Source organism: Achromobacter sp. RT286_PF (assembly GCF_059760425.1).
Window position 1 is genome coordinate 184,511 of record NZ_JCBAMR010000006.1, and the last position, 24,126, is coordinate 208,636.

The window sequence follows — 24,126 nt, forward strand, 5'->3', positions numbered from 1 at the left end:
CAAAGGGAAGAATTCAGGTCAGCCAGTAGGGGTCGTTCAACTTGCGGCCCAGGCCGGCCACTTGCGTCAGGACCAATTCGCGCAAGCGCGCCACGCGCTCGGCATCAGCCTGAAACGACACGAACGACAGGCACAGGCCGCGCAATTCGCCAGTGGCCGGGTCGCGCACGGCGGCGGCCACGGCGCCGATGCCGGGCATGGCCTGGTCGATGGCGACGCCGTAGTGATCGGCGCGCGTCTGCTCGACCAGCCGCGCCAGGTCACCCACGGTAGCGGGGCAATCGCGGCCTTCAGTGGGCAGCGGCTGCGCGGGGTCGGCGCCATAAAGCGCCTGGAATTCGGCATCGCTCAAGCGCGACAGCAGTGCGCGGCCCATGGCGGTGCCCGACGCGTTGCGGCGGGAACCGGGCGGCGACAGCACCTGCACGGGATGGGACCCGTTCAAACGTTGCAGCACCACGGTTTCGCGCTGGTTCAAGGTGGACAGGTAGGCGGTCAGCCCGCTGTCTTCGGACAGCCGTACCAGCACATCGCGGCAGGCTTCGTCCAGCGGGGTGGCGGCCATGCCGGCGCGTACCGCCTGCGCCAGCAAGGCGCCAGGCCGATAGCGGCGCGTGGCGGGGTCCTGATCCAGCATGCCGTAACGCTGCATATGGTTCAGCAGGCGCGATGCCGTGCTCTTGGGCATGGCCAGGCGCGCCGCGACGTCGGTAAAGCTCAGCTCCATGGCGCCGTCCGCGTAGAGCGACAGGACGCGCTGGACTCCATCGAGAATGCTCATGCTTGTTCCATAAAACGGAACCTGGGTTCCTTAATAGAGAACAAGAATAATGCGGGCGCGGAACGCGGTCAATACCGATCGTTGCCGCAAAGAAAAAGCCCCCGGGGCGCCGGGGGCTTGGGAGCTGGGACCGCGTGGACTCAACGCGGAGGATTAGCGGTCGGCAAGCGTGGACCACTGCGCCAGCGGCAACGGCGGCTGCGCATGCAGGATGCGCGCCAGCACCAGCTTCAATTCCGCCCAACCGCCCCGCTCGCTAGGCCAAGTGGACGGCGTCACCGGCTTCCAACCGCCGCCGGGCGTGCGCTCGGCCATCTTGAAGCGAAAGGTGTAATGGCCCGCCATGCCCATGCGCAGGTCACTGACGACCAGCGCGTCGCCAATGGCGTCATAGCGCAGCCAATCATCGGTAAACCAGCGCAGGCGTTGGTGCAAGGGCACATCGTCCAGCACCCGGGCCAGGTCCAGGTTCAGCGGCTGGCGCAGCCATTCCGGCCGGTCGCGGTCAAGCAGGCTGCTGACGGCTTCGTAATAATTGCCGTCCGCCGTCTTGGCGATGACCCGCCACACCAGGGTGTTGAACGGCATCGACACGGCCCGCAGCTCGGTCACGGCAATGCCTTCCTGGCGCATCGCGTCGCGTACGCGGTCTTCGGCCACCATGCGGCTGGCCAGGCCGAAACCCAGGTACGCCGTGCTGAAGATCAGCGCGCCGGCCATCAGGCGCCGCGCGCGGCCCGTCATGCCGACGGCGATGGCGAAGAACACCGCCAGCAGCAAGGGCACGGTATAGACCGGGTCAATGATGAAGATTGCCGACCAACTTTCGGGAACGGGCGTCAGTGGCCAGAAAAGCTGAGTGCCATACACGGTGAACGCGTCCAGCACCGGGTGCGTCACCAGCACGAGCCATAAGGTCAGGAACAGCCGCTTGCCGCTATACGGCGCCTGCGGCCAATATTTGCGTATCAGCCAGGCAAGCAACAGCGCCAGCCCGGTCAGCACGAATATCGAATGGGAAAAGCCCCGGTGGTAGGTCATCAGCGACACCGGGTCGGGATAGCGCATCAGCACGTCCAGGTCGGGCACCGTTGCCAACGCCGCCCCGTACACCAACGCCCGGCGCCCCTGAAACCGCCCCAGCATGACGCCCTGTATGCCCGCGCCCAGCACCGCTTGTGTTACCGAATCCATAGTTTCCCAATCAACCCCGTCAGTCGCATCGCATCAATCAGACAGCCTAGATAACATTTGGCCATCCAGGTAGGCGTTAAGATACCCGATTGCTTTCAGCTAATTTTCAGACTTCGCCTTCATGGATCAATATATCGACAAAATCGGGCTGTTCATCGAGGCCAACCAGGCGTGGGCCGGCCCGATCACCTTCCTGCTGACGCTTGGGGAATCGCTGGTGTTGGTGGGCCTGTTCATCCCCGCCACGGCCCTGATGTTGCTGACCGGCGGCTTGATCGGCGCCGGCACGCTGGACCCTTGGGGCGTCATCGCGTGGGGCATCGCGGGCGCCATCGTCGGCGATGCAATTTCCTATTGGCTGGGGCGCTGGGCCGGCCCGGGCGTGTTGCGCCGCTGGCCGCTCAAGCAGCAACGCACCGGCGTGGCGCGTGCGCGGCTGTTTTTCTACCGCTATGGCTTTGCGTCGGTACTGATAGGCCGTTTCCTCGGCCCGATTCGCTCGACCATCCCGACGGTGGCCGGTGTGATGGGCATGGCGCATCACCGCTTCCAATTGGCCAACGTCATGTCGGCCCTGCTATGGATGCCGCTGATGCTGGCGCCGGGCTACATCACCGCGCGCAGTCTGGGTACCGCTGAAAATGCGCAGCAGATCGCCATGATGATCGGCGCGGGCCTCTCAGTGCTGCTAGGATGCGGGCTTCTGCTGGCGATGGTGCGCAAGCGCCGCCAGCCGGCGCGGCAACGGCGCAGCAACTGATCGGAGAATTGGCATGGCGATAGACCTGGAGCCCAAAGACGGCGATTTCGCGCGCTACATCGAAAACCTGTCGCAGGCGGGCGGCGTCACGCCAGGCAAGGTGCCGGAAAAGCGCCGTGCGTCCGCTCAGGCGACAGCCACGGTAGCCGTGCCCGCGCCCGCCACGGGCGATTCCTTGTCCACCGCCCCTTGGGGCAATACCGCATCGCCGCGCTCGTCCGCCGGCGCGCCGGGCGCCACTGCCCCGTCGGACGCGGCCGATGCATCGCTGGCGGGGCGCGCCCGCCAGCGCAAGGTTGGCATCATCCTGACCATCGGCGGCGTGTTGGCCGGGTGGGCGGCCGTCAACATCGCGTTCCGCGCCCTGCGGGCTTCGCACTTCGAGCTCGATCAGCTGATGCCCGCCGTGTTCCTGGCGTTCTTCGCCTTCATGCTGCTCAAGGCGGCCGGCAGCGCGCGCAAGCCGCGCGGCATGTCGCCGGGCAAGCTGCCGCCCTTGAAGGCGTCTGCGTATCGCAAGGACAGCTGAAGCCGGGCGGACGCGCACGGCAATGGTGCTAACATTTCCGCCGCTGTCGCAAAGACCCTTGAAGAATTACGGAGTGAAAGTGAATAACGTTGTCGGATTGAACCAGGCCCAGGCGGCCACGATGCTGAAGTTGCAAGACCACTTGAACAGCATGATCAATCCTGACTGGGTCAACGGCGGTTCGCGCTTCCTGCGCGCCGCCTTCGTCGAATCGGCCGAGGCGCTTGAGCACTACGGCTGGAAATGGTGGAAAAAGCAGACCATCGACCTGCCCCAGGTGCAAATGGAACTGGTCGACATCCTGCACTTTTACCTGTCGCACACCATCGTCCAGGCTGGCGGCCAGCAAGCCGAGGCGGCCAGCGCGCTGATGGCAGACCTGGCCACGCCCGCCTCCGTCACGCTTGATGGCCGCGCCTACGCGCTGGACGGCCTGCCCGTGCCGGAACTGCTGGAGCTGATCGGCGGCCTGGCCGTTTGCGGCCGCGCCAGCTACAAGGTGCTGGAGCAGACCATGACGGCGTGCGAAATGAGCTGGAACGACGCCTACACCCAGTACGTGTCCAAGAACGTGCTGAACATCTTCCGCCAGCAACATGGGTACAAGGAAGGCACGTACATCAAGATCTGGAACGGCGAAGAAGACAACGTGGTGCTGGCGCGCCTGCTGTCGCAACTGGACCCGACCAGCGCCGATTTTGCCGATGCGATGGCGCGCGAGTTGGAACAGGCCTACGCACGCCTGAAGTAATCCGAAGCTATCCTCGTTCGGACAAAAAAATCGCCGCGATACGCGGCGATTTTTTTTGCGCCCCGGCTGGCCGGGATGTCAGCGTTGGCCGAAGCGCGTTTCGCCGAACAGTTCCTTGAACTCACGCGGCTGCGAACGCCAGTACTGATGCGGCGCGGCGACCTGGCCGCCCAGTTGCGCGGCCGCATGCCACGGCCAGCGCGGGTCATACAGCATGCCGCGCGCCAGCGCGACCATGTCGGCCTGCCCTTGCGCCAGGATGTCCTCTGCCTGCTGCGCCTCGGTGATCAGGCCCACCGTGATCGTCGGCATGCCAACCTGCCGCTTGATCTCGGCCGCGAACGGCACCTGGTAGTTCGGCGCCACGGGAATCTGCTGCTGCGACGATACGCCGCCGCTGGACACGTCGATGAACTCGCATCCCAGCGCCTTCAGCCGATGCGCGAACGCAATGGTCTGGTCCAGGTCCCAGCCGCCCTCGACCCAGTCAGTGGCCGACACGCGCACGCCCAAAGCCATCGACGCCGGCACGACTTCACGCAGCGCCTGGAAGACTTCCAGCGGAAAGCGCATGCGGTTTTCAAGCGACCCGCCATAGGCATCGTCGCGCTGGTTGGCTACCGGCGACAGGAATTGATGCAGCAGATAGCCGTGCGCGGCATGCACTTCGATGGCGTCAAAGCCCAGCCTGATGGCGCGCCGCGCGCTGTCCACGAAGGCGTTGCGCACGCGCGCCAGGCCGGCTTCGTCCAGCGCATGGGGCGGCGGTTCGGAGGCCTTGTGCGCGATGGCCGACGGCGCCCAGCCTTGCCAGCCGCCTGCCGACGGCGGCACCAACTGGCCGCCGTTCCAGGGCGCGTCGCTGGACGCCTTGCGCCCCGCGTGGCCCAGCTGGATGCCCAGTTTGATGGGCGAATAGCGCCGCACCGCCGCCACCACGCGGCCCAGTGCCGCTTCCGTCTCGTCAGACCACAGGCCCAGATCCCCCGGCGAAATCCGGCCGTCGGGCTCGACGGCGGTGGCTTCCGTAAACAGCAGCGCCGCACCGGACAGGGCCAGGTGACCCAGGTGGATCATGTGCCAGTCGTTGGCACAGCCATTTTCGGCCGAGTATTCGCACATCGGCGCGATGACGATGCGATTGGACAGCTGGACGTTGCCAACCGACGTGGGACTGAACAGGTGACTCATGTAGGCCTCCGGGCTTGGGATGCGAAAGCATAGCGCCCCGGCCATGACACCGGCCGCAATCCCATCGCCCCCGTCAGGGTTAAATGCGTGCGGTCGCTGCCCCTATTGACCTTCGATCACCGAATCCAGGAATTGACGCGTGCGCGCTTCTTTCGGCTGGCTGAACAGCACGGACGATTCAGCGTCCTCGACGATGTTGCCCTGGTCGAAGAACAGCGTGCGATCCGAGCTGCGTTCGGCGAACTTCATCTGGTGCGTCACGATGATCATCGTCATGCTGCGGCGGGCCGACAGCTTGCGCAGGATCTCCAGGATGCCGCCAACCAGCTCGGGGTCCAGCGCCGAGGTCACTTCGTCGAACAGCATGATTTCCGGGCACATCGCCAGCGCGCGCGCGATGCCCACGCGCTGCTTCTGGCCGCCGGATAACTGCGCGGGGTAAACGTCCAGCTTGTCGCCCAGCCCCACCATGTCCAGGTATTCCACGGCGCGTTCACGCGCCTGGTCCTTCGTCATGCCCAGCACGTGCACCGGCGCTTCCATCGTGTTGCCCAGCGCCGTCATGTGCGGGAACAGATTGAAGTGCTGGAACACCATGCCGATCTTGCCGCGCACGCGCCGCAGGTATTCGGAATTGACGCCCACCGGCCGGCCCTGATCATCGGTCCACATCGGCTGCCCGTCGATTTCAATGTCGCCGCTGGTGGGTTGGTCCAGCGTCATCAGCACCCGCAGCAAGGTGGATTTTCCCGAACCCGACGGCCCGATCACGGCCACCGTCTGGCCCGCTGGAATTTCCAGATTGATGCCGCGCAGCACCTCCAGCTCTCCGTAACGCTTGTGCAGATTCTTGATGGTCAAGCTGGCGCTCATCGCTTTCCTCCATATCGTTGCAGGCGGGCCTCCAGGCCGCGCACACCCCATGCCGCCACCAGGCTCAACGCCAGGAACAGCACGCCCACCAGCGTCAGCGGTTCGGTGTACCGGAACGTGGCCGACCCGATCATCTTGCTTTGTTGCAGCAGTTCAACCACCGTGATGGCCGATAGCAGCGGCGTGTCCTTGAACATGGCAACCAGGTAATTGCCCAGCGCCGGCACCACGGGCGGAATCGCCTGCGGCAACACCACGCCCACCGCCGTGCGCCAGCGCGACATGTTCAGCGCCGTGGCCGCTTCCCACTGCCCACGCGGCACCGCTTCGATGCCGGCGCGGTAGACCTCGGCGCAATACGTGGCGTAATGCAGCCCCAGCGCCACAATGCCGGTGGCCAGCGGCGACATCTGCGCCCCCGTCAGCGGCAGCACATAGAACAGGAAATACATCTGCACCAGCAGTGGCGTGCTGCGGATGAACTCGATCACGAAGGCGGTGGGCAGCGACACGATGCGCAGGCGCGAACGCCGCATCATCGCCAGGACCAGACCCAGGGTGACGGCCACCAGCATGCCCAGCACCGTGGCCTCGATCGTGATGATGAGCGCCGAACCGAGCGTAGGCAGGATCTCCAGCGCGAAAGCCCAATCGAATATCGGTGTCATCGGACTCGGACCCTCCGCTCAAGGGCGCGCACGCCGGCCGTGATCACCAGGGCGACGGCAAAGTACATCAGCAGCATCAAGGCAAAGATCTCGGTCGTGCGCAGGGTTTCGCTGCGCAACAGCTGGCCGCGGAAGGTCAGGTCCGTGATGGTGATGAGCGAGACCAGCGCGGTGTTCTTCATCAGTTCGATCAGCAGGTTGCCGGCGGGCGGCAGCATGGCCGGAATCGCTTGCGGCACCACGATGCGCCGCAGGATCTGCGCGCGAGTCAGGTTCAGCGCCACGCCCGCCTCGCGCTGGCCGGGCGGCACGGCACGGATCGCGCCGCGCACGACTTCGGCCCCATAGGCGCCCGCGTTCAGGGCCAGCACTACGATGCCCACCAGCATGGCCGGCAGTTGCACGCCAAACAGCGGCAGCACGAAATAGAACCAGAACAGCTGGACCAGGGCCGACGTGCCCCGGAAGACTTCAACGTACACGGACGACAGCCACCGCAATGGCCGCACGGGCGACAAGCGCCCGATTCCGGATACCAGGGCCAGCGGCACCGCCAATAAGACGGCGCCCCCCATGATTTGCAGCGTCACCACCAGCCCCTCAAGCAAGGGCGGCACGAGTGTCGCGATGTGTTCGGAAACGACTTGCATCGGCGCTCCTTACTGGCCGGCGCAGAGCTTGGCGGCCGTCACACCCTGCGGCAGTTCCTGATCGGTGAAGCCAAACGGCGCCACCAGTTTCTTGTGCTCGTCGGTGCCGATGAATTTGGCGAGTTCGGCGTTGAAGGCATCGGCAAAGGCCTTGTCGTCGGTGCGGAAGGCATACGCGCCATAGCCGCGCACACCCTTGCCGTCGATCACCGGGTCGGTGAAGGGCTCCGCCTTTTCCAGGCCGCTGCCCGCCTGTGTCTTGCCCATCAGGTCGTTGATGGTCAGCGCCGTGGCCGCGTAGGCGTCCGCACGGCCCGCCTGCACGCCGGACAAGGCGCTGACGGCGTCGGGGAAGACCACCACCTGGCCGGCGGGCACCTTCACTTTTTCTGCGTACTCGCCTTCGATGGCGCCCACGACAACGCCCAGTTTGGCGTCGGGGTTCTTCACCACGTCTTCATAGCTGTGCAGGTTCTTGGGGTTGCCCTCTTTGACCAGGAAGGCCTCGCCCACGCCGTAGGTGGGGTGGGAAAACGCGACCTGCTGGCAGCGTTCGGGGGTGACGTACATGCCGGCGGCGATGATGTCGAAACGCTTGGCGGCCAGGCCGGGAATCAGCGAGCCGAATTCCGTCAGCACGCCTTCCACTTCATTGATGCCCATGCGCTTGAGCACCACGCGCGCAATCTCGACGGATTCGCCGGTGACTTTGGCTTCCTTGCTGTCCATGTACGCAAACGGCGCCTCGTTGGCATAGCCGATACGGATCTTGCCGGCCGCCTTGGCGGCGTCAAGCGTGCTGGTTGCGGTAGCCGGCGCGCCGCCGGCAGCGGGCGCGGGCTTGTCTCCGCCCGAGTCCGAACACGCGGCCAACACGCCAAGGCCCAGGGCCAACAGCAAGCGTTTGGATTGCAGCAAGGTCATGAATGATTTCTCCCGAATCTATTTCTAGGTGCATGGCTTCGCTAAAAATAATACGCTATTAAATGATTTCTACACTAATCATATGGGCGTAAAAAAGCGGGCCTAAGCCCGCTTTTAGCGTCCGTTGCCCTATGGAGCGTTAGCAAACGTTACGGTACGTAGAAATCCATGGCAGCGGCTACTGGGCGTACGAGAAGCGCCCGTTCTTGACCACGCCCATCACCCGCGCACGCTCGTCGAAGCCCTGGTGGTTGTCCTTGGAAATGTTCAGGACGCCATTGGGAACGATCAGGTCGCGGGTGTTTTCCAGGGCGTCGCGCAAGGCGCCCCGGAATTCCGGCGTGCCGGGCTTGGCGCCCGTTTTCAGTGCCCGGCCCACTGCCGAATCCAGCAGCATCCAGGCGCCATAGGCGTCGCCCGCGAATTGCGTCAACGTGTTGGCGCCGTACTGGCCTTCATACTTGTCGGCAAATTCCACAGCAACCTTCTTGACCGGGTTGCTGTCGGGCAGCTCGCGCGCCACGACGCCGGGGCCGGTCGGGAACAGCGTGCCTTCCACATCGCGACCGCCCACTTGCAGGAATTCCAGCGTGCCGATGCCGTGCGTCTGGTAGATGGCGCCGGTGTAACCGCGTTCCAGCAGCGTCTTCTGCGGCAGGGCCGACGGCGTGCCCGCGCCTGCGATCAGCACCGCGTCCGGCTTGGCGGCAATCACCTTCAACGCCTGCCCCACCACCGACGCGTCCGTGCGCTGGAAGCGTTCCTGGGCCACGATCTTCAAGTCAGTGCCGGCCGCCGCGGTGAATTCCTTCCACCAGCTGTCGCCGTAGGAATCCGCGAAGCCGATGAAGGCCACGTTCTTGAACCCTTTCTTCTTCATGTCGTCCACCAGCACGGTGGCCATCAATGAATCGTTCTGGGGCATCTTGAACGCCCAGGCGCGCTTGGGGTCGGACAAAGGTTCCACGATGACGCTTGAGGCGGCCAGCGCAATCATGGGTGTCTTGGTTTCAGCCATCACGTCCAGCGCGGCCAGGGCAGCCGCCGTGGTGTTGGGGCCGACGATGGCGTCGACCTTGTCTTCGGACGTCAGCTTGCGCATGTTCTTCACCGCGCGGCTGACGTCGGTGCCATCGTCCAGCACCACATAGCGCGCCGGTTCGCCGCCCAGCGTCTGCGGCCACAGGCGAATGGCGTTATTGGTCTGGATGCCGATGGCGGCGGCGGGGCCGGTCGTGGACACATCCACGCCAATGACGATTTCGGCATGGGCGGACAAGGCGGGCAGCGCCAGCGCAACGGCGCAGGCATAGCGTAGAAAAGTGCGAGACATGACAGCAGCTCTTGGGACGGTTGAAACGGATGCCGCTATTTTGCCTGATGGCCGTGGGCCGTTACATCGGCTTGCCGTTGCGCACCGGTGGATTCCGCGTCCGCCCCCCGGCATCGCCGTATCATCGTTCATGCCTTGCAAGGCAACGCACACCGCCGTCAACGGCGGTCGTTTTTTGCACCGGCCGCGCACCACGCGCGCGCCCCCTCTACAGGAGTCACTATGAAGAAAACCGCATCCGCCGCCTGGTCGGGCGACTTGAAGACGGGCAAAGGCACGATCTCCACGCAAAGCGGCGCGCTCAAGGCCCAGCCCTATGGCTTCAACACGCGCTTTGGCGACACGCCGGGCACCAACCCCGAAGAGCTGCTGGGCGCGGCGCACGCAGGCTGCTTCACGATGGCCTTGTCCAACATCCTGTCCGAGTCCGGCCTGGTGGCCACCAGCCTGGACACCAAGGCGGAAGTGACGCTGGACAAAGTCGACGACGGCTTTTCCATCACCGCCGTGCACCTGACCGTGGAAGCCGTCATCCCGGGAGCCACCGCGCAGGCGTTCGAAGACGCCGCCCGCAAGGCTGAAAAGGGCTGCCCGGTGTCCAAGGTCTTGAACGCCAAGATCACCATGGACGCCAAGCTCAAGTCCTAAGCGCTGCGCCTGGCCAATGGCGCGTCCTGTCCCGGGCGCGCCATTGGTCGGCCCTATCCCGGGCTTGGGCAAAATCAATTTGACGGTCTTCCGGCACTTCCAGAAAATGAGAACCATTCTCAGGAGTGCCGCATGACCGGATTCATCTACGCAATTTCTGGCGGCAAGGCCGCCTTGGCTCAGGACGCGCGGGTGTCGGCCAACCTGCGGCGCATGGTCGGCTCGGGCATCCTGGTGGCCGTGGGCTACATCGATCCGGGCAACTGGGCTACCGACATCGCGGGCGGCAGCGGCTTTGGATACGGCCTGTTGATGGTCGTCATCTGCTCCGCATTCCTGGCGCTGGGTTTTCAGATTCTGGTATCGCGCCTGGCGCTGGCCACCGGCCAAGACCTGGCCACGCTGACGGCCCGCCACCTGTCGCCGCGCTGGTCCAAGGCGGCCTGGCTGGCCGGCGAGGCCGCCATCCTGGCTACCGCCCTGGCCGAACTCATCGGCGGCGCCATTGCGCTGCGCCTGCTGTTCGGCCTGCCTTTGATCGCCGGCGTGGCGGTGACCGGCGTCGGCACATTCGCGGTGTTGGCGCTGACGCGCGGCAATGCCGACCGCCATGAGCGCGTCATCGCGGTGTTGCTGGGCGTGGTTGCCGCGTCATTCGTTTTCCTGCTGTTCAAGGCGAACCCCGCCTGGACCGCCGTGGCGCACGGCATGACGCAGACCGGCCAGGCGTTGCGCGACCCCCAAGGTTTCCTGATCGCGCTGGGCATCCTGGGCGCCACGTTGATGCCGCATAACCTCTACCTGCATTCCGGCTCGTTGGCCGAGCGCGCGCAGTCCCTGCCAGCTTCGGCGCGCGACATGGCCATGCGCTTGGCGCGCAACGACACCATCGTGTCGTTGGGCGTGGCCATGCTGATCAACTCGGCCATCATGATCGTGGCGGCGGCATCGCTGTCCGGATCCGGCCTGATCGTGTCCAGCCTGGACGACGCGCATGCCGTCATCGGCCACACGCTGGGCGTGGGCGCCGCCATCGTCTTTGCCGTTGCCTTGTATGCGGCGGGCCAAAGTTCAACGATTACCGGCGTGCTGGCCGGGCGCATCCTGTCCAAGGGGTTTCAGATTCGCAGCAACTGGTCGGATCGGCGCCGGGCGCTGGCCACGCGCTTGATCGCCGGCGCGGCGGCCGTCGGCCTGTTGATCTTCACCGGTGGCAAGGACCCCGACGAACTGCTGGTGTTAAGCCAGGTCATCCTGAGCCTGGCGCTGCCCTTCGCGTTGGGACCGCTGGTGGTGCTGGCCTGCCGCAAACAGGTGATGGGCGCATACGCGCTGCGCGGCGCCTGGGCCTGGGCCGCCGTCGGCGCCACCGTCGGGATCGTCATTCTTGATGGCTATCTGCTTATCGACATGGTGGCTTGAAGCGGGCTCGCCCAAAAAAAACGCCAGCATATGCTGGCGTTTTTTTAGCTGGCCCCGGGCGCTTCAGTGGCGGGCGGAGATCACCGGATGCTGCTGTCGACCGGCGTCCATGTCGTGCAGGATTTCGCCGACGGCGCCGCCCAACGAGGCCATGCGCACCTTCAGGCGCAACCACAGACCGCGGTTGAAGGGGCCGGACAAGGTTTCCGCTTTGACGGCCTCGCGGATCAAGGACCGCTCCAGCGCATCCGACATACGGGCATTTTTCAACGCGGTATCGCTCATGATTCTCTCCTTGAGAAAGCGCGATGTGGAACAACACGACTTGATGTTAGATCCGCGTTTGTTGCGTCGCAATAAAAACTTCAAGCATTTTTTTAATCGTTGCGCAATGGGGACAAACACCACCATAACGGTGCATGCAGCACCACATTAAGCACTAGTCTTGTGCAGCGCCCTCCCCCATTCAGCCGGCCCGATGCGCCTGGATCAGCTTGTCGGCCATGTCGGCAACCCGCGCCGCCGGGCCTCCTTCGCCAAACAGCTGGCTAGAGACAAACGCGCCCTCAATCAACAGCAGAAGGCCGTCCGCCAGGGCCGCGGGGTCTCGGGCGCCCATGCCCAACGCCATCTCGTTCAGGCGCCGGCGCAATTGCAGCTTGTGCTCGACGGCCACTGCGCGCGCGGGGTGTTCGGGTTCAGGGTATTCAACGGCGGCATTGGTCAGCCCGCAGCCGCGATACCCGTTTGCCACGGCCCGCGTTGCCAGCCCCGACAGATAATCCAGCAACTGTGCGCGCGGATCGCCGGGATGCGCGGCGCAGGCGGCGTCGAAGCGGGCCCAGAATTCGGCGTCGTAGTCGCGCAGATAGGCCGCCGCCAATTCATCCTTGGACGAAAAGCTGCGGTACAGGCTGGGTTTGGTCACGCCGGCCTGGTTGACGATGGCGTCAACTCCCACGGCGCGGATGCCGTCGCGGTAGAACATTTCGCGTGCCGTCTTGCGGATGCGGTCTGCCGCCAGTAGCGGCTTGGGGCCGGCTTTTGCGGTGGCGCCTGAGGCATTGGAAGGCTTGCTGGCCATGCTGGACTCCTGAAACGGAAGGCGAATGGCGTTCCCGCAACACGAGCGGACGGCCGCGCCTTCAAAAAACAAATCGCCGAAAAATCGCTTGACGATGTTACTGACCGGTACGTACTATTCGCTGATCGCAAACCAGATACGTACCGGTCAGTAACATGAGTATAGCCCAACCTCCGCTTCCCTTTCAGCGCGCCGGACAAAAGTACGCCTTTGTCGTGGTTGCCGTCATTTTCCTGGCCTTGCTGGTTTCCGCCGGTTTGCGCTCCACGCCCAGCGTGCTGCTGGTGCCACTAGAGGAAGCCTTCGGCTGGAGCCGCAGCTCGATCTCGTTCGCGGCGGCGGCTGGCATCTTTTTGTATGGCTTGGTCGGCCCCTTCGCCGCCGCCGCGATGGAACGCTTCGGCCTGCGCCGGGTGCTGATCAGCGCCCTGGTGCTGATGTCCGCCTCAAGCGCCGTCAGCGCCTACATGACCGAGCCCTGGCACCTGCTGATGACGTGGGGCGTGTTCTCGGGCCTGAGTTCCGGAGCGGTGGCCTCGGTGCTGGGCGCCACCATCGTGAACCGCTGGTTCACCAAGCATCGGGGCCTGGTAATGGGCTTGCTGACCGCCAGCACCGCTAGCGGCACGCTGGTCTTCCTGCCCGTGCTGGCCACGCTGGCCTCGTCCGGGGATTGGACGCGCGTGGTGTGGACGGTTGCAGCCGCTGCTGCCGCCATGGTGCCGCTGGCTTGGTGGTTGGTGCCCGACCGCCCGGCCAACGTCGGCCTGACGCCATTCGGCAGCGACCCCGACGCGCCGCCCGCCCCCGTCGCGCCGCGCACCGGCATGTTGGCCGCCACCTTTGGCGCCTTGGCCCGGGCCTCGAAGACCCCCACATTCTGGTTCTTGTTCGCCACGTTCTTCATTTGCGGGTTCACCACCAACGGCCTGGTCGGCACGCATCTGATCGCGCTGTGCGGCGACCACGGCATGCTGGAAGTGCAAGCCGCCGGCCTGCTGGCGCTGATGGGCGTGTTCGATCTGGTCGGCACCACGGCATCCGGCTGGCTGACCGACCGCTACGACCCGCGCAAGCTGCTGTTTGTCTACTACGCCCTGCGCGGCCTGTCGCTGATCTACCTGCCCTATTCCGATTTCTCGTTCTACAGCCTGTCGATCTTCGCCATTTTCTTCGGCCTGGACTGGATCGCCACCGTGCCGCCCACCTTGCGGCTGACGACGGAAGCCTTCGGCGAACGCGACGCCGGCATTGTGTTTGGATGGATTGTCGCGGGCCACCAGCTGGGCGCAGCCAGCGCCGCCTGGATGGCCGGCGCGATCCGGGAAGCCCAGGGCAGCTACATGATGGCCTTTTTAATTTCCGGCGCCACGGGCCTGATCGCCGCGGTGATTGCACTGCGAATCGGCAAGAAGCGGGTGGTGCCTGTGCCCGCTTAAGATCGCTTAGGCCCGCTTAAGCCCACCTAGGCGCGTCAATTCGCATCCGCAAGAAAAAGCCCGGCATTCACATGCCGGGCTTTTTTTGTTGCGCACGTCAAAGCGCGCGTCGCCGTCAGGCCGGAGCGTCCTCGACTTCGCCCAGATACGCCGCCCTGACCTTGGGGTCGTGCAGCATCTGGCTGGCCGGCCCGGACAGGATGATCTCGCCCGATTCCATCACATAGCCGCGATGGCTGTTCTCCAGCGCCAGGCGCGCATTCTGCTCGATCAGCAGAATCGTGACGCCCTCACTGGCGATGGTGCGCACCACCTCGAACACCTTCTCGACCATCAAGGGCGCCAGGCCCATCGAGGGCTCGTCCAGCAGCAACAGCTTGGGGCGCGCGATCATGGCGCGGCCCATGGCCACCATCTGCTGCTCGCCGCCCGACAAGGTGCCGGCCGCCTGCTTGCGGCGTTCGGCAAGACGCGGAAACAGCGTGAACACGCGGTCGGTGTCTTGCCTGACCTGCGCGGCGTCGCGGCGGATGTACGCGCCCATGGCCAGGTTTTCTTCAATGGTCAGCTGGCCGAAGATGCCCCGACCTTCGGGCACCATGACCAGCCCGCGACGCACCAGCTCGTGCGACTTCTGGCCAACGATGGACTGCCCGTCATAGACGATTTCGCCGCCCGCCAGCGGCACCAGGCCGCAGATGGCGCGCAGCGTCGTGCTTTTACCCGCGCCGTTGGCGCCGATCAGGCACACGAGTTCGCCTGCGTCCACGCGCAGGTCGATGCCGCGCACCGCACGGATGCCGCCATACGCGACTTGCAGGCCGCGCAATTCCAATAAGGGTTGGGATGCCGTCATGATGCCGGGCTCTCCTTGTGAATCTGCGGGTCTTGCGCGGCGCCCGCGCCCAGATACGCTTCAATGACCTTGGGGTCGCGCTGCACCTGAGCGGGCTTGCCCATGGCCAGCACCTTGCCGTATTCCAGCACCAGCACTCGGTCGCACAGGCCCATCACCAGCTTCATGTCGTGCTCGATCAGCAGCACCGTGACGCCGTCGTTGCGGATCTTTTCGACCAGCTTGCGCAGCACCACCGTTTCCGACGCGTTCATGCCGGCCGCCGGTTCGTCCAACGCCAGCAGCTTCGGGTCCGTGGCCAGGGCGCGGGCGATTTCCAGACGGCGCTGGTCGCCATACGGCAGCGAACGCGCAACGTCGTTGGCGCGATGGCCGATGCCCACGTAGTCCAGCAGTTCCTGCGCCCGCGCCTCGATGGCCGCTTCTTCAGCGCGCGTGCGGCGTGTGCGCAGCACCGCGCCGAACACACCCGCCTTCGTGCGCAGGTGCCGGCCGATCATCACGTTTTCAATTGCCGACAAATTCGCGAACAGCCGGATGTTCTGAAACGTGCGCGCCAGGCCCGCGTGGGCGACTTCGTGCGGCTTCTTGCCCGACATCGACTGCCCGTTGAACGTGCAGCTGCCGTCTTCCGGGATGTACAGGCCGGTCAGCACATTGAACAGCGTGGTCTTGCCCGCGCCGTTCGGGCCGATCAGGCCATAGATTTCGCCCTGCTCGATATCGAAGCTGACGTCGGACAGCGCTTGCAGGCCGCCAAAGCGTTTGCCCAGCCCCTGGGCTTGCAGCAGTTTGCTCATGCCGGACCCCCTTGCGTCTTGGTGGACAGTTCACGCTTGCGCACCGCCGACGGCCACAGGCCGGCCGGGCGGAACAGCATGACGCAGACCATCGCCAGGCCGAACAACAGCATGCGGATGCCTTCAGGGTCCAGCACCACTGCGCCAAACACCATGTGCTGGAAGGGTTCCACCACGGCCCGCAGGAACTCCGGCAAGGCCGCCAGGATCAGCGCGCCCAGGATCACGCCCGGGATGTGGCCCATACCGCCCAGCACCACCATGCACAGAATCGAAATCGACTCCATCAGCGAGAAACTTTCGGGGCTGACAAAGCCTTGCATCGACGCGAACAACGCACCGGCCACGCCGCCAAAAGACGCCCCCATTGCAAACGCCAGCAGCTTGATGTTGCGCGTATTGATGCCCATGGCCTTGGCCGCGATTTCGTCTTCGCGGATGGCTTCCCAGGCGCGGCCGATACGCGAATTCTGCAAACGCACGCATACCACGATGATGATCAGCGTCAGCGCCAGCAGCAGGTAGTAGTACTTTTCCGGCCCGGTGAAGCGGATGCCCATCAAGGTCTCGGTACGCCCGAACGTGAATTCACCGACCTTGAACGGATCAATACGGTTGATGCCCTGCGGCCCGTTGGTGATGTTGACCGGCGCATTCAAGTTGTTCAGAAAGATGCGGATGATCTCGCCAAACCCCAGCGTCACGATAGCCAGGTAATCGCCCCGCAGCTTCAAGGTGGGCGCCCCCAGCAGTACGCCGAACAGGCAGGCCACCGCCAGCGCAATCGGCAGAATCGCCCAGAACGGCAGGTGCAGCCCGAAATGCGGCGACGCCAGCAGCGCCCATGTGTAGGCGCCCACCGCGTAGAACGCGATATAGCCCAGGTCCAGCAGCCCGGCAAAGCCCACCACGATGTTCAGGCCCAGCGACAGCATCACGTACAGCAACGCGAAGTTCAGGATGCGCACCCAGCTTTGGCCGGCCATGCCGATCACAAAGGGCAGCACCGCCAGCACGACACCGATCAGCGCAATGCCAATCAGGTTGCGCGTCGACAGCCCGCTGTGTTTCAAGGAGGTGTTCATGCCCGGTCTCCCACGCGTTCGCCCAAGAGGCCCGAGGGGCGGAAGATCAGCACCAGCACCAACACGAAGAACGCAAACACGTCCTGGTAATGGCTGCCCAGGAAGCCGCCGGTGATGTCGCCGATGTATCCGGCCCCCAGCGATTCGATCACGCCCAGCAACAGGCCGCCGACCATCGCGCCCACCATGCTGCCGATGCCGCCCAGCACCGCGGCGGTAAACGCCTTCAGGCCCAGCATGAAGCCCATGGTGTATTGCGACACGCCGTAATAGGTGGCCACCATCATGCCCGCCACGGCGGCCAACGCCGAGCCGATCAGGAACGCCGCCGAAATCACGGTATTGATGTTCACGCCCATCAACCCCGCCACCTCGCGGTTCTGCGCGGTGGCGCGCATCGCCGTGCCCAGGCGCGTCTTGTGCACGATGGCCAGCAGGCCGCCCATGATCAGCGCCGCGATCACCACGATGGCGATCTGTAGCGTGCTCATGCGCGCGCCGGCAAACTCGAACACGCGCGGCGACAGCACCTGCGGGAAGTTCAAGTAATTGCGGCCCCAGGCCATCATGGCCACGTTCTGCAGAATGATGGACACGCCGATGGCGGTGATCAGCGCAGCCAGCCGGGGCGCGCGTCGCAGCGGCCGGTAGGCGACGCGTTCGGCCGTCCAGCCCACCGCCATGCACAGCGGCACGGACACCAGCAGGCCCACGCCCAGCACCACGAACGCCGACACGCCAGGGTCGCCGCCCACCAGTGAAATGGCGATCGTGGTGGCCGCCATGGCGCCGATCATGACGACGTCGCCATGCGCGAAGTTGATCAGCCCGATGATGCCGTACACCATGGTGTAGCCAAGGGCGACCAGGGCGTACACGCTGCCTAGCGTGACGCCGTTAATCAGTTGTTGAATGAAGATATCCATAGGGGCCGCGAAAATAAGCCTGGAAAAATCGCGCTGCAGCGGCCCGCGCCATGATGCATGGAACGCGGCGCTCGCGGCGACACGCCGAGCGGCGTGTGCGCAAAGCGTTGGCGGACGCCGGCAGCGCCGGCACGTCCGCCCTACGGGTTCAGCCGGCCTTAGTTGGCTTGGCTGACCATCGTTTCAACCATCTCCCACTTGCCGTTCTTGACTTCGTAGATGGTGACCGAGATTTCCTTCAGGTCGCCCTTGGCGTCGTAGGAAATGTGCTCGCTGGTGGCGCCCTTGCGGTCCAGCTTGGCCAGCACCGGCAGGTACTTCTCGGGCTTGGACGAACCGGCCTGTTCAATGGCCGTGATCATGTTCCAGGCGCCGTCATAGGCGTACGGCGCGTACACGCCCGGCGCCTTCTTGAAGCGCGCCTGATAGCGCTGTTCGAAGTCCTTGCCCGCGGTCATCTTGTCCAGCGGCACGCCGGCCAGCGAGGCGAAGGTGCCGTTGGCGGCGTCGCCGGCCAGCTTGATGAAGGTGTCGCTGCGGGTCATTTCGCCCGAGACCAGCGGCGCCTTCAGGCCCAGCGTGGCCAACTGGCGCTTCATCGGTCCGGACTGCGCGTCCAGGCCGCCGTAGAAAATGGCGTCGGGCGCCGCGCCCTTGATGTTGGTCAGGATGGCGGTGAAGTCGTTGGCCTTGTCGGTGGTGTATTCGCGGCGGACCACTTCGCCACCGGCAGCCTTGACGGCCTTTTCCACTTCATCGGCCAGGCCCTGGCCGTAAGCCGTGCGGTCGTCGATGATGGCGACCTTCTTGGCCTTCAGGTTCTGCACCATGAACTTGCCGACCGCGGCGCCCTGCTGGGTGTCGCTGGTCATCATGCGGAACGTGGTTTCGTAGCCTTGCTTGGTGTATTCCGGCGAGGTCGCCATGGCGATCTGCGGCAGACCGGCCTCATGGTAGACGCGCGACGCGGGAATGGTGGTGCCCGAATTGAAGTGGCCCAGAATGCCCACGACATCCTGGTCGACCAGCTGCTGCGCCACCTGCACGCCCACGCGCGGGTCGGCCTGGTCATCACGCGACACCAGCACGAACTTGGCGGGCTGGCCATCGACCTTGATGCCCTTCTTGTTGGCTTCTTCCAAAGCCAGGTTCAGCCCGTTCTGCATGTCTTCGCCGTAGTGCGATTGCGGACCGGTCAGCGGGGCGGCAAAGCCAAGCTTGATGTCGGCGGCCTGCGCGGCGGCCGTCATGCCCACAGCGGCGATGCTGGCGGCGAGAAGCTTCAAAGTGGTGCGGAACTTCATGGGAAAACCCTCCGGGTATCGGGACAGTTGGCCTTGGTCTTAAGGCCTTGTTATACCTGAGCTTTTAGCCAGGCTTTTGGTTTTTTCTACTACCGCGAGCCGGGCTGTGGCCCGGTCCCGCGTATGCATTTTCTGCAAAGTCCGGATGTCGGGTTGCGACATCCGGACTTGAAGTGCGACCGGATTTTCGTTCCAGTGCAACCTGCCCGATATTGGAGATAACCCTCGGTCATCGAGGGTTACCCCTCGGTCACCCTTAGCCGATCGTCATGAGGCTGGCGTTGCCCCCGGCGGCGGCCGTATTGACGCTGATGGAACGCTCGGTCAAGAGGCGCTCCGGCACGTAGCTGGCGCCGGCCGCCAGGGCGTCGGACGTCAGGCCATGCACCGACAGGATGGCGCCCGGGCGCTGCGCGATGCGCTGGTTCAGCGCTTGCAGCGCGTCGCCATCGCCTTCGAACAGAACCGCCTGGTAGTCGGCCTGATCGACCTCATCGTCAGCCAGGATGCCGGCTTGCCCTTGTTGCTCGGCGTCCAGCGTGGCCAGCAGCGCCTGGGCAGCGGGCGTGTCCGCAAACCAGGCGTGGTTGCCGGTCAGACGGGCAACCGACCACTGCGCCCGCGCACCGGCTTCGGTGGCGGCCACGCAATACACGGCGCCACGCGGTTCGACCATATAGGTGTTGGTTTCACCGGTGGGACCCGGCAGCGCGATGCGCTGGGGCAGCGGCGCGGCGGCGTCCAGCGCCGGCGGCAGGCCGGCCGGGCGCGTGCCCAGCAAGCGGTACATATACAGCGGGCCGCCCGCCTTGGGGCCCGTGCCCGACAGGCATTCGCCGCCAAACGGCTGCACGCCCACGACCGCGCCCACGATGTTGCGGTTGACGTAGACGTTGCCGGCATGCACCTGCCCCGTCACGTGCGCGATGGTTTCGTCGATGCGGGTGTGCACGCCAAACGTCAGGCCATAGCCGGTGCCGTTGATGGCATCCAGCAAGGCATCCAGTTCGTCGCGCTTATAGCGCACCACGTGCAGCACCGGCCCGAACACTTCGCGCGTCAATTCGCTAATGTGGTCGATTTCGATGATGGTGGGCGGAACGAAGGTGCCGTGGCGGCATTCGCCGTTCAGTTCTACCTGGTCCACGCGATGGCCGGCGGTGCGCATCGTCTCGATGTGGCGCTGGATGCCGTTGCGGGCGTCGGTGTCGATCACCGGGCCCACGTCCACCGACAGGCGGTCAGGGTTGCCCACGGACAGCTCGCGCATCGCGCCGCGCAGCATCGTCAGCACGTGGTCGGCGTTGTCTTCCTGCACGCACAGCACGCGCAGCGCAGAACAACGTTGGCCGGCCGAATCGAAGGCCGAGCTCAACACGTCGAACACCACTTGTTCGGACAGCGCGGACGAATCCACCACCATGGCGTTCTGGCCGCCGGTTTCGGCGATCAGCGGAATGGTGTGGCCGTCGTCGTCCAGGCGGTCGGCCAGCGTGCGCGCAATGATGCGCGCCACGTCGGTCGACCCGGTGAACATCACGCCGCGCACGGCGGGGCTGGCAACCAGCTGCGCGCCCACGGTTTCGCCACGGCCCGGCAGCAACTGCACGGCGCCAGCCGGCACGCCGGCGGCGCGCAGAATGGCCACGGCTTGCGCCGCGATCAAGGGCGTTTGTTCGGCGGGCTTGGCCACGACGGTGTTGCCGGCGGCCAGCGCGGCCGCGACCTGGCCGGTGAAGATGGCCAGCGGGAAATTCCACGGGCTGATGCACAACACGGTGCCCAGCGGGCGGTGCGTGTCGTTGCTGAATTCGCGTTCGGCCTGGTCCGCGTAGTAGCGCAGGAAGTCCACCGCTTCGCGCACTTCGGCGATGGCGTTCGGCAGCGACTTGCCGGCCTCGCGCACGATCAGGCCCAGCAGCATCTGCATCTGCTCTTCCAGCAATTGCGCGGCGCGGCGCAGGCACTGCGCGCGTTCCGCCACGGGCGTGGATTGCCAGATGGGCGCGGTATTGGCGGCGGCGCGCAAGGCGGCGCCGGCCTCGTCCGCTTGCGCTTCGATCACGTGGCCGACGACATCGCGCAGGTTGGACGGGTTGCGCACTTCAACGGCGCGCGCCGCGTCCCAAGCCTGTTCGCCTTCGCCCAACATGGGGCCGGCGCGCCACGGCGTGCCCGCGCTGGCCAGCAACGCGGCCGACAACGAGCCCAGACGGTGTTCGTTGGTGAGGTCCAGGCCGGCCGAGTTGGCGCGCGCCCCTTGTTGCAGATTGCCGTAGAGCTCGCGCGGCAGCGGAATCTTTTCGTGAGGCGCACCCAGCGGCACAATGCGCGACGCCGCGTCCACCGGGTCGGCCACCAGCGTTTCCACCGGAATGCTGTCGTCGCCGATCAGGTTGACGAACGAGGTGTTGGCGCCGTTTTCCAGCAGGCGGCGCACCAGGTAAGCCAGCAGCGTTTCGTGCGTGCCGACCGGCGCATAGATGCGGCACGGCCGGTTCAGCTTGCCTTGCGCCAGCGGGCCGACCACTTCGTCGTACAGGGGCTCGCCCATGCCGTGCAGGCACTGGAATTCGTATTGGCCGGGATAGTAGTTCTGGCCGGCCAGCTGGTAGATGGCTGCCAGCGTGTATGCGTTGTGCGTGGCGAACTGCGGGTACACCGCTTCGGGTGCGCCCAGCAGCTTGCGCGCGCAGGCCAGGTAGGCGACGTCGGTGTACAGCTTGCGGGTGTAGACGGGGTAGCCTTCCAGGCCGTCGACCTGGGCGCGCTTGATTTCGCTGTCCCAGTAGGCGCCCTTGACCAGGCGCACCATGATGCGATGGCGGCTGCGGCGGGCCAGGTCGATCACGTAGTCGATCACGAACGGCGCGCGCTTTTGATAAGCCTGGATGACGAAACCGATGCCGTTCCAGCCTTCGAGTTCGGGCGCAAAGCAAAGCGCTTCCAGCAGATCCAGCGAGATTTCCAGGCGGTCGGCTTCTTCGGCGTCGATGTTCAGGCCGATGTCGTAGCTGCGAGCCAGCGCCGTCAGTGCCTTCACGCGCGGCAGCAGTTCAGCAATGACGCGTTCGCGCTGGCTGCGCGAATAGCGCGGGTGCAGCGCGGACAGCTTGATCGAGATGCCCGGACCTTCATAGATGCCACGGCCGGCCGCGGCCTTGCCGATGGCGTGGATGGCCTGCTCATACGACGCGTAATAGCGCTCGGCGTCTTCGGCCGTGGTGGCCGCTTCGCCCAGCATGTCGTAGGAATAGCGGAAGCCGCGGGCTTCCATCTTGCGGTTGTTGGCCAGGGCTTCAGAGATGGTCTGGCCCGAGACGAACTGTTCGCCCATCATGCGCATGGCCATGTTCACGCCCTTGCGCACCAGGGGTTCCCCGCCCTTGCCGATCAAGCGGGTCAGCGCTTTGGACAGCGATTGTTCGCTGCTGACGGCCACCAGCTTGCCGGTGATCATCAAGCCCCAGGTGGCGGCGTTGACGAACAGCGATTGCGAGCCGCCCATGTGCGACTTCCAGTCGCCACGGGCGACCTTGTCGCGGATCAACGCGTCGCGCGTGGCGCGGTCGGGAATGCGCAGCAGCGCTTCGGCCAGGCACATCAGCGCCACGCCTTCCTGGCTGGACAGCGAAAATTCCTGGATCAGCCCTTCAACGCCACCGCCGCTACGCTTACCGCGCAGCTTCTTGACCAGGTCGGAGGCCATCGCGTGCACTTTTTCAAGATTGGGCACGCGGGCCTGGCCCAGCAACAGCGGCACGCATTCGGGCTCGGGGCGGCGATACGCAGCGGTAATCGCGGCGCGCAGCACGGACTGCGGCTGCACGTCCTGCCCAAACTCGTAGAACGGTGGCGTGGGCGCAGCGGGCGCATCGCCCGTGTCGTCTTCCGTGCCGGCGTCCACGCCCAGGTGCGACATTTCGGCGGGCAGATGGCCACGCTCGATCTTGTCCAGATAAGAAAGGATTGCCTGCTTGTGCAGCCAGTGGGGCGTGCAGTTGAGCTTGTTCGCGGCCGCCTTCAGGCGGTCGCGCAGTGCGTCGTCAACTTTGACGCCGAGGGTCGTGCTGGCCATAAGAGATTGCTTCCTGTCGCATGGCAAAGGTGATACTGGACTCGAACGAAACCCAGTATGGGTAGGACCGTATGCTAAACAGGTTGCAACCCGGCTTGTATTAAGGTTAACCCTAGGTTAACCAGTTGACTTGGCGCAGGTTTACCGGGAAGCGCCCATGTCAGTCCTGGTCTTTCGGCGAGTCCTTCAGGGGCGAACATCCCAGCATCTGCACGGACGCCGAGCCCGCCGGGGTTTGACCGCGTATGGCGGACGCCATGGCACCGGCTAGCGCCACGACGGCGCGCTGTTGGGCCGCGATCAGCGCCGGAATGCCCGTCTCGGACACCTTTTCGGTTACGACGCTGCGGCACAGCAACCCCGTACCCTTGGCATTGACCGGCCGGACGCGCCACGTGGCATCCAGCTGCGCCATGCTGCCCGAGACCAGCTCGAAGCGTTGGACGTCGGTTTGCACCCGCCACACGGGCGCGCCCGGGCCAGGCTTGACCATCTGCACGTCCAGCGCGCCCAATTCGCCCTTCAGAGCATCGGACAAGGCGCCGCGCAGCTCGTCGCCCAGCGGCGAACTCCAACGCTCGGAATACAGTGCCGATACGCTGCCGTCGCCCGTGCGCACCATCAACTGGGGCTGGTCGGCTTGTGTGGACAGGCTGACCGGTTGTACCTCGATCAAAAAGTCCGCGGAGCCGGCGGGCGCGGCGGTGGACGGCGCGGCGGGCCCTTGCAGCGTGTAGTAATGCACGGGCGGCGACGAGCCGCAGCCGGCCAGGGCGGCGCTCAGCACCAGCAAGGACAGGACAGGACGCAGGGAAGATAAAGTCATGATT

The 24,126-nt window shown here is 65.1% G+C and carries 23 protein-coding genes; 6 read left to right on the forward strand and 17 right to left on the reverse strand.

Annotated elements, in window-relative coordinates:
* Positions 1 to 13: 13 nt before the first annotated feature.
* Both AC6LJY_RS08070 and AC6LJY_RS08075 read right to left on the reverse strand, forming a co-directional pair.
* The gene (locus AC6LJY_RS08070; RefSeq protein WP_046804675.1) at positions 14 to 781 is read right to left on the reverse strand and encodes an IclR family transcriptional regulator; all 768 of its coding nucleotides are present in this window, start codon (positions 779 to 781) and stop codon (positions 14 to 16) included.
* A 153-nt stretch (positions 782 to 934) separates the two neighbouring features.
* The gene (locus AC6LJY_RS08075; protein ID WP_498135695.1) at positions 935 to 1,975 is read right to left on the reverse strand and encodes a metal-dependent hydrolase; all 1,041 of its coding nucleotides are present in this window, start codon (positions 1,973 to 1,975) and stop codon (positions 935 to 937) included.
* A gap of 121 nt (positions 1,976 to 2,096) precedes the next feature.
* On the opposite strand from AC6LJY_RS08075, the gene AC6LJY_RS08080 reads away from it, so the two are divergent.
* The 3 genes from AC6LJY_RS08080 (at position 2,097) to AC6LJY_RS08090 (ending at position 4,015) form a co-directional block, all read left to right on the forward strand.
* Complete coding sequence (locus AC6LJY_RS08080) at positions 2,097 to 2,735, forward strand: DedA family protein (RefSeq protein ID WP_314358552.1); 639 nt, start codon at positions 2,097 to 2,099, stop codon at positions 2,733 to 2,735.
* A 13-nt stretch (positions 2,736 to 2,748) separates the two neighbouring features.
* The gene (locus AC6LJY_RS08085; protein WP_219990431.1) at positions 2,749 to 3,264 is read left to right on the forward strand and encodes a hypothetical protein; all 516 of its coding nucleotides are present in this window, start codon (positions 2,749 to 2,751) and stop codon (positions 3,262 to 3,264) included.
* Positions 3,265 to 3,361: 97 nt separating this feature from the next.
* Positions 3,362 to 4,015: a dUTPase gene (locus AC6LJY_RS08090; RefSeq protein WP_120156234.1), complete on the forward strand. Its 654-nt coding sequence runs from the start codon at positions 3,362 to 3,364 to the stop codon at positions 4,013 to 4,015.
* A 78-nt stretch (positions 4,016 to 4,093) separates the two neighbouring features.
* Here AC6LJY_RS08090 and AC6LJY_RS08095 read toward each other — a convergent pair whose 3' ends face one another.
* From AC6LJY_RS08095 to AC6LJY_RS08120, 6 genes are all read right to left on the reverse strand, one after another.
* Complete coding sequence (locus AC6LJY_RS08095) at positions 4,094 to 5,206, reverse strand: NADH:flavin oxidoreductase/NADH oxidase (RefSeq protein ID WP_046804680.1); 1,113 nt, start codon at positions 5,204 to 5,206, stop codon at positions 4,094 to 4,096.
* A 102-nt stretch (positions 5,207 to 5,308) separates the two neighbouring features.
* A complete protein-coding gene (gene ehuA / locus AC6LJY_RS08100) occupies positions 5,309 to 6,079 on the reverse strand; it encodes an ectoine/hydroxyectoine ABC transporter ATP-binding protein EhuA (protein ID WP_104144436.1) in 771 nt (256 codons plus the stop codon).
* On the reverse strand, positions 6,076 to 6,747 hold the full coding sequence (gene ehuD / locus AC6LJY_RS08105; protein WP_046804682.1) for an ectoine/hydroxyectoine ABC transporter permease subunit EhuD: 672 nt from the start codon (positions 6,745 to 6,747) through the stop codon (positions 6,076 to 6,078). The genes ehuA and ehuD overlap by 4 nt, the downstream gene beginning before the upstream one ends.
* Complete coding sequence (ehuC, locus tag AC6LJY_RS08110; protein ID WP_314358562.1) at positions 6,744 to 7,397, reverse strand: ectoine/hydroxyectoine ABC transporter permease subunit EhuC; 654 nt, start codon at positions 7,395 to 7,397, stop codon at positions 6,744 to 6,746. Before ehuC ends, ehuD begins: the two co-directional genes overlap by 4 nt.
* Positions 7,398 to 7,406: 9 nt before the next feature.
* The gene (gene ehuB, locus AC6LJY_RS08115; protein WP_498135696.1) at positions 7,407 to 8,321 is read right to left on the reverse strand and encodes an ectoine/hydroxyectoine ABC transporter substrate-binding protein EhuB; all 915 of its coding nucleotides are present in this window, start codon (positions 8,319 to 8,321) and stop codon (positions 7,407 to 7,409) included.
* 178 nt (positions 8,322 to 8,499) lie between these two features.
* Complete coding sequence (locus AC6LJY_RS08120) at positions 8,500 to 9,654, reverse strand: ABC transporter substrate-binding protein (protein ID WP_498135697.1); 1,155 nt, start codon at positions 9,652 to 9,654, stop codon at positions 8,500 to 8,502.
* A gap of 222 nt (positions 9,655 to 9,876) precedes the next feature.
* On the opposite strand from AC6LJY_RS08120, the gene AC6LJY_RS08125 reads away from it, so the two are divergent.
* Both AC6LJY_RS08125 and AC6LJY_RS08130 read left to right on the forward strand, forming a co-directional pair.
* Entirely contained in the window at positions 9,877 to 10,302 is a 426-nt protein-coding gene (locus AC6LJY_RS08125; RefSeq protein WP_046804685.1) for an OsmC family protein, read from the forward strand.
* A gap of 132 nt (positions 10,303 to 10,434) precedes the next feature.
* Complete coding sequence (locus AC6LJY_RS08130) at positions 10,435 to 11,724, forward strand: Nramp family divalent metal transporter (RefSeq protein ID WP_498135698.1); 1,290 nt, start codon at positions 10,435 to 10,437, stop codon at positions 11,722 to 11,724.
* A 63-nt stretch (positions 11,725 to 11,787) separates the two neighbouring features.
* Here the strand turns inward: AC6LJY_RS08130 and AC6LJY_RS08135 are convergent, their stop codons facing one another.
* Positions 11,788 to 12,009 (reverse strand): XRE family transcriptional regulator, encoded by a 222-nt coding sequence (locus AC6LJY_RS08135; protein WP_104144431.1) that lies wholly within the window; start codon positions 12,007 to 12,009, stop codon positions 11,788 to 11,790.
* 181 nt (positions 12,010 to 12,190) lie between these two features.
* A complete protein-coding gene (locus AC6LJY_RS08140; RefSeq protein WP_314358572.1) occupies positions 12,191 to 12,808 on the reverse strand; it encodes a TetR/AcrR family transcriptional regulator in 618 nt (205 codons plus the stop codon).
* Between the two features lie 155 nt (positions 12,809 to 12,963).
* Here AC6LJY_RS08140 and AC6LJY_RS08145 point away from each other — a divergent pair, with 155 nt between their 5' ends.
* Positions 12,964 to 14,247: an MFS transporter gene (locus tag AC6LJY_RS08145; protein WP_046804689.1), complete on the forward strand. Its 1,284-nt coding sequence runs from the start codon at positions 12,964 to 12,966 to the stop codon at positions 14,245 to 14,247.
* A gap of 115 nt (positions 14,248 to 14,362) precedes the next feature.
* Here the strand turns inward: AC6LJY_RS08145 and AC6LJY_RS08150 are convergent, their stop codons facing one another.
* The 7 genes from AC6LJY_RS08150 to AC6LJY_RS08180 form a co-directional block, all read right to left on the reverse strand.
* Positions 14,363 to 15,103, reverse strand: coding sequence for an ABC transporter ATP-binding protein (locus AC6LJY_RS08150; protein ID WP_498135699.1), 741 nt, complete (start codon positions 15,101 to 15,103; stop codon positions 14,363 to 14,365).
* Complete coding sequence (locus tag AC6LJY_RS08155; protein ID WP_046804691.1) at positions 15,100 to 15,903, reverse strand: ABC transporter ATP-binding protein; 804 nt, start codon at positions 15,901 to 15,903, stop codon at positions 15,100 to 15,102. The genes AC6LJY_RS08150 and AC6LJY_RS08155 overlap by 4 nt, the downstream gene beginning before the upstream one ends.
* Complete coding sequence (locus AC6LJY_RS08160; protein ID WP_485132779.1) at positions 15,900 to 16,988, reverse strand: ABC transporter permease subunit; 1,089 nt, start codon at positions 16,986 to 16,988, stop codon at positions 15,900 to 15,902. The genes AC6LJY_RS08155 and AC6LJY_RS08160 overlap by 4 nt, the downstream gene beginning before the upstream one ends.
* Positions 16,985 to 17,914, reverse strand: coding sequence for a branched-chain amino acid ABC transporter permease (locus AC6LJY_RS08165; RefSeq protein ID WP_006220267.1), 930 nt, complete (start codon positions 17,912 to 17,914; stop codon positions 16,985 to 16,987). The genes AC6LJY_RS08160 and AC6LJY_RS08165 overlap by 4 nt, the downstream gene beginning before the upstream one ends.
* A 158-nt stretch (positions 17,915 to 18,072) precedes the next feature.
* Positions 18,073 to 19,218, reverse strand: coding sequence for a branched-chain amino acid ABC transporter substrate-binding protein (locus AC6LJY_RS08170; RefSeq protein ID WP_046804693.1), 1,146 nt, complete (start codon positions 19,216 to 19,218; stop codon positions 18,073 to 18,075).
* A gap of 256 nt (positions 19,219 to 19,474) precedes the next feature.
* Positions 19,475 to 23,296 (reverse strand): trifunctional transcriptional regulator/proline dehydrogenase/L-glutamate gamma-semialdehyde dehydrogenase, encoded by a 3,822-nt coding sequence (gene putA / locus AC6LJY_RS08175; protein ID WP_498135700.1) that lies wholly within the window; start codon positions 23,294 to 23,296, stop codon positions 19,475 to 19,477.
* A 160-nt stretch (positions 23,297 to 23,456) separates the two neighbouring features.
* Entirely contained in the window at positions 23,457 to 24,122 is a 666-nt protein-coding gene (locus AC6LJY_RS08180; RefSeq protein ID WP_314358586.1) for an ABC-type transport auxiliary lipoprotein family protein, read from the reverse strand.
* Between the last annotated feature and the right edge of the window lie 4 nt (positions 24,123 to 24,126).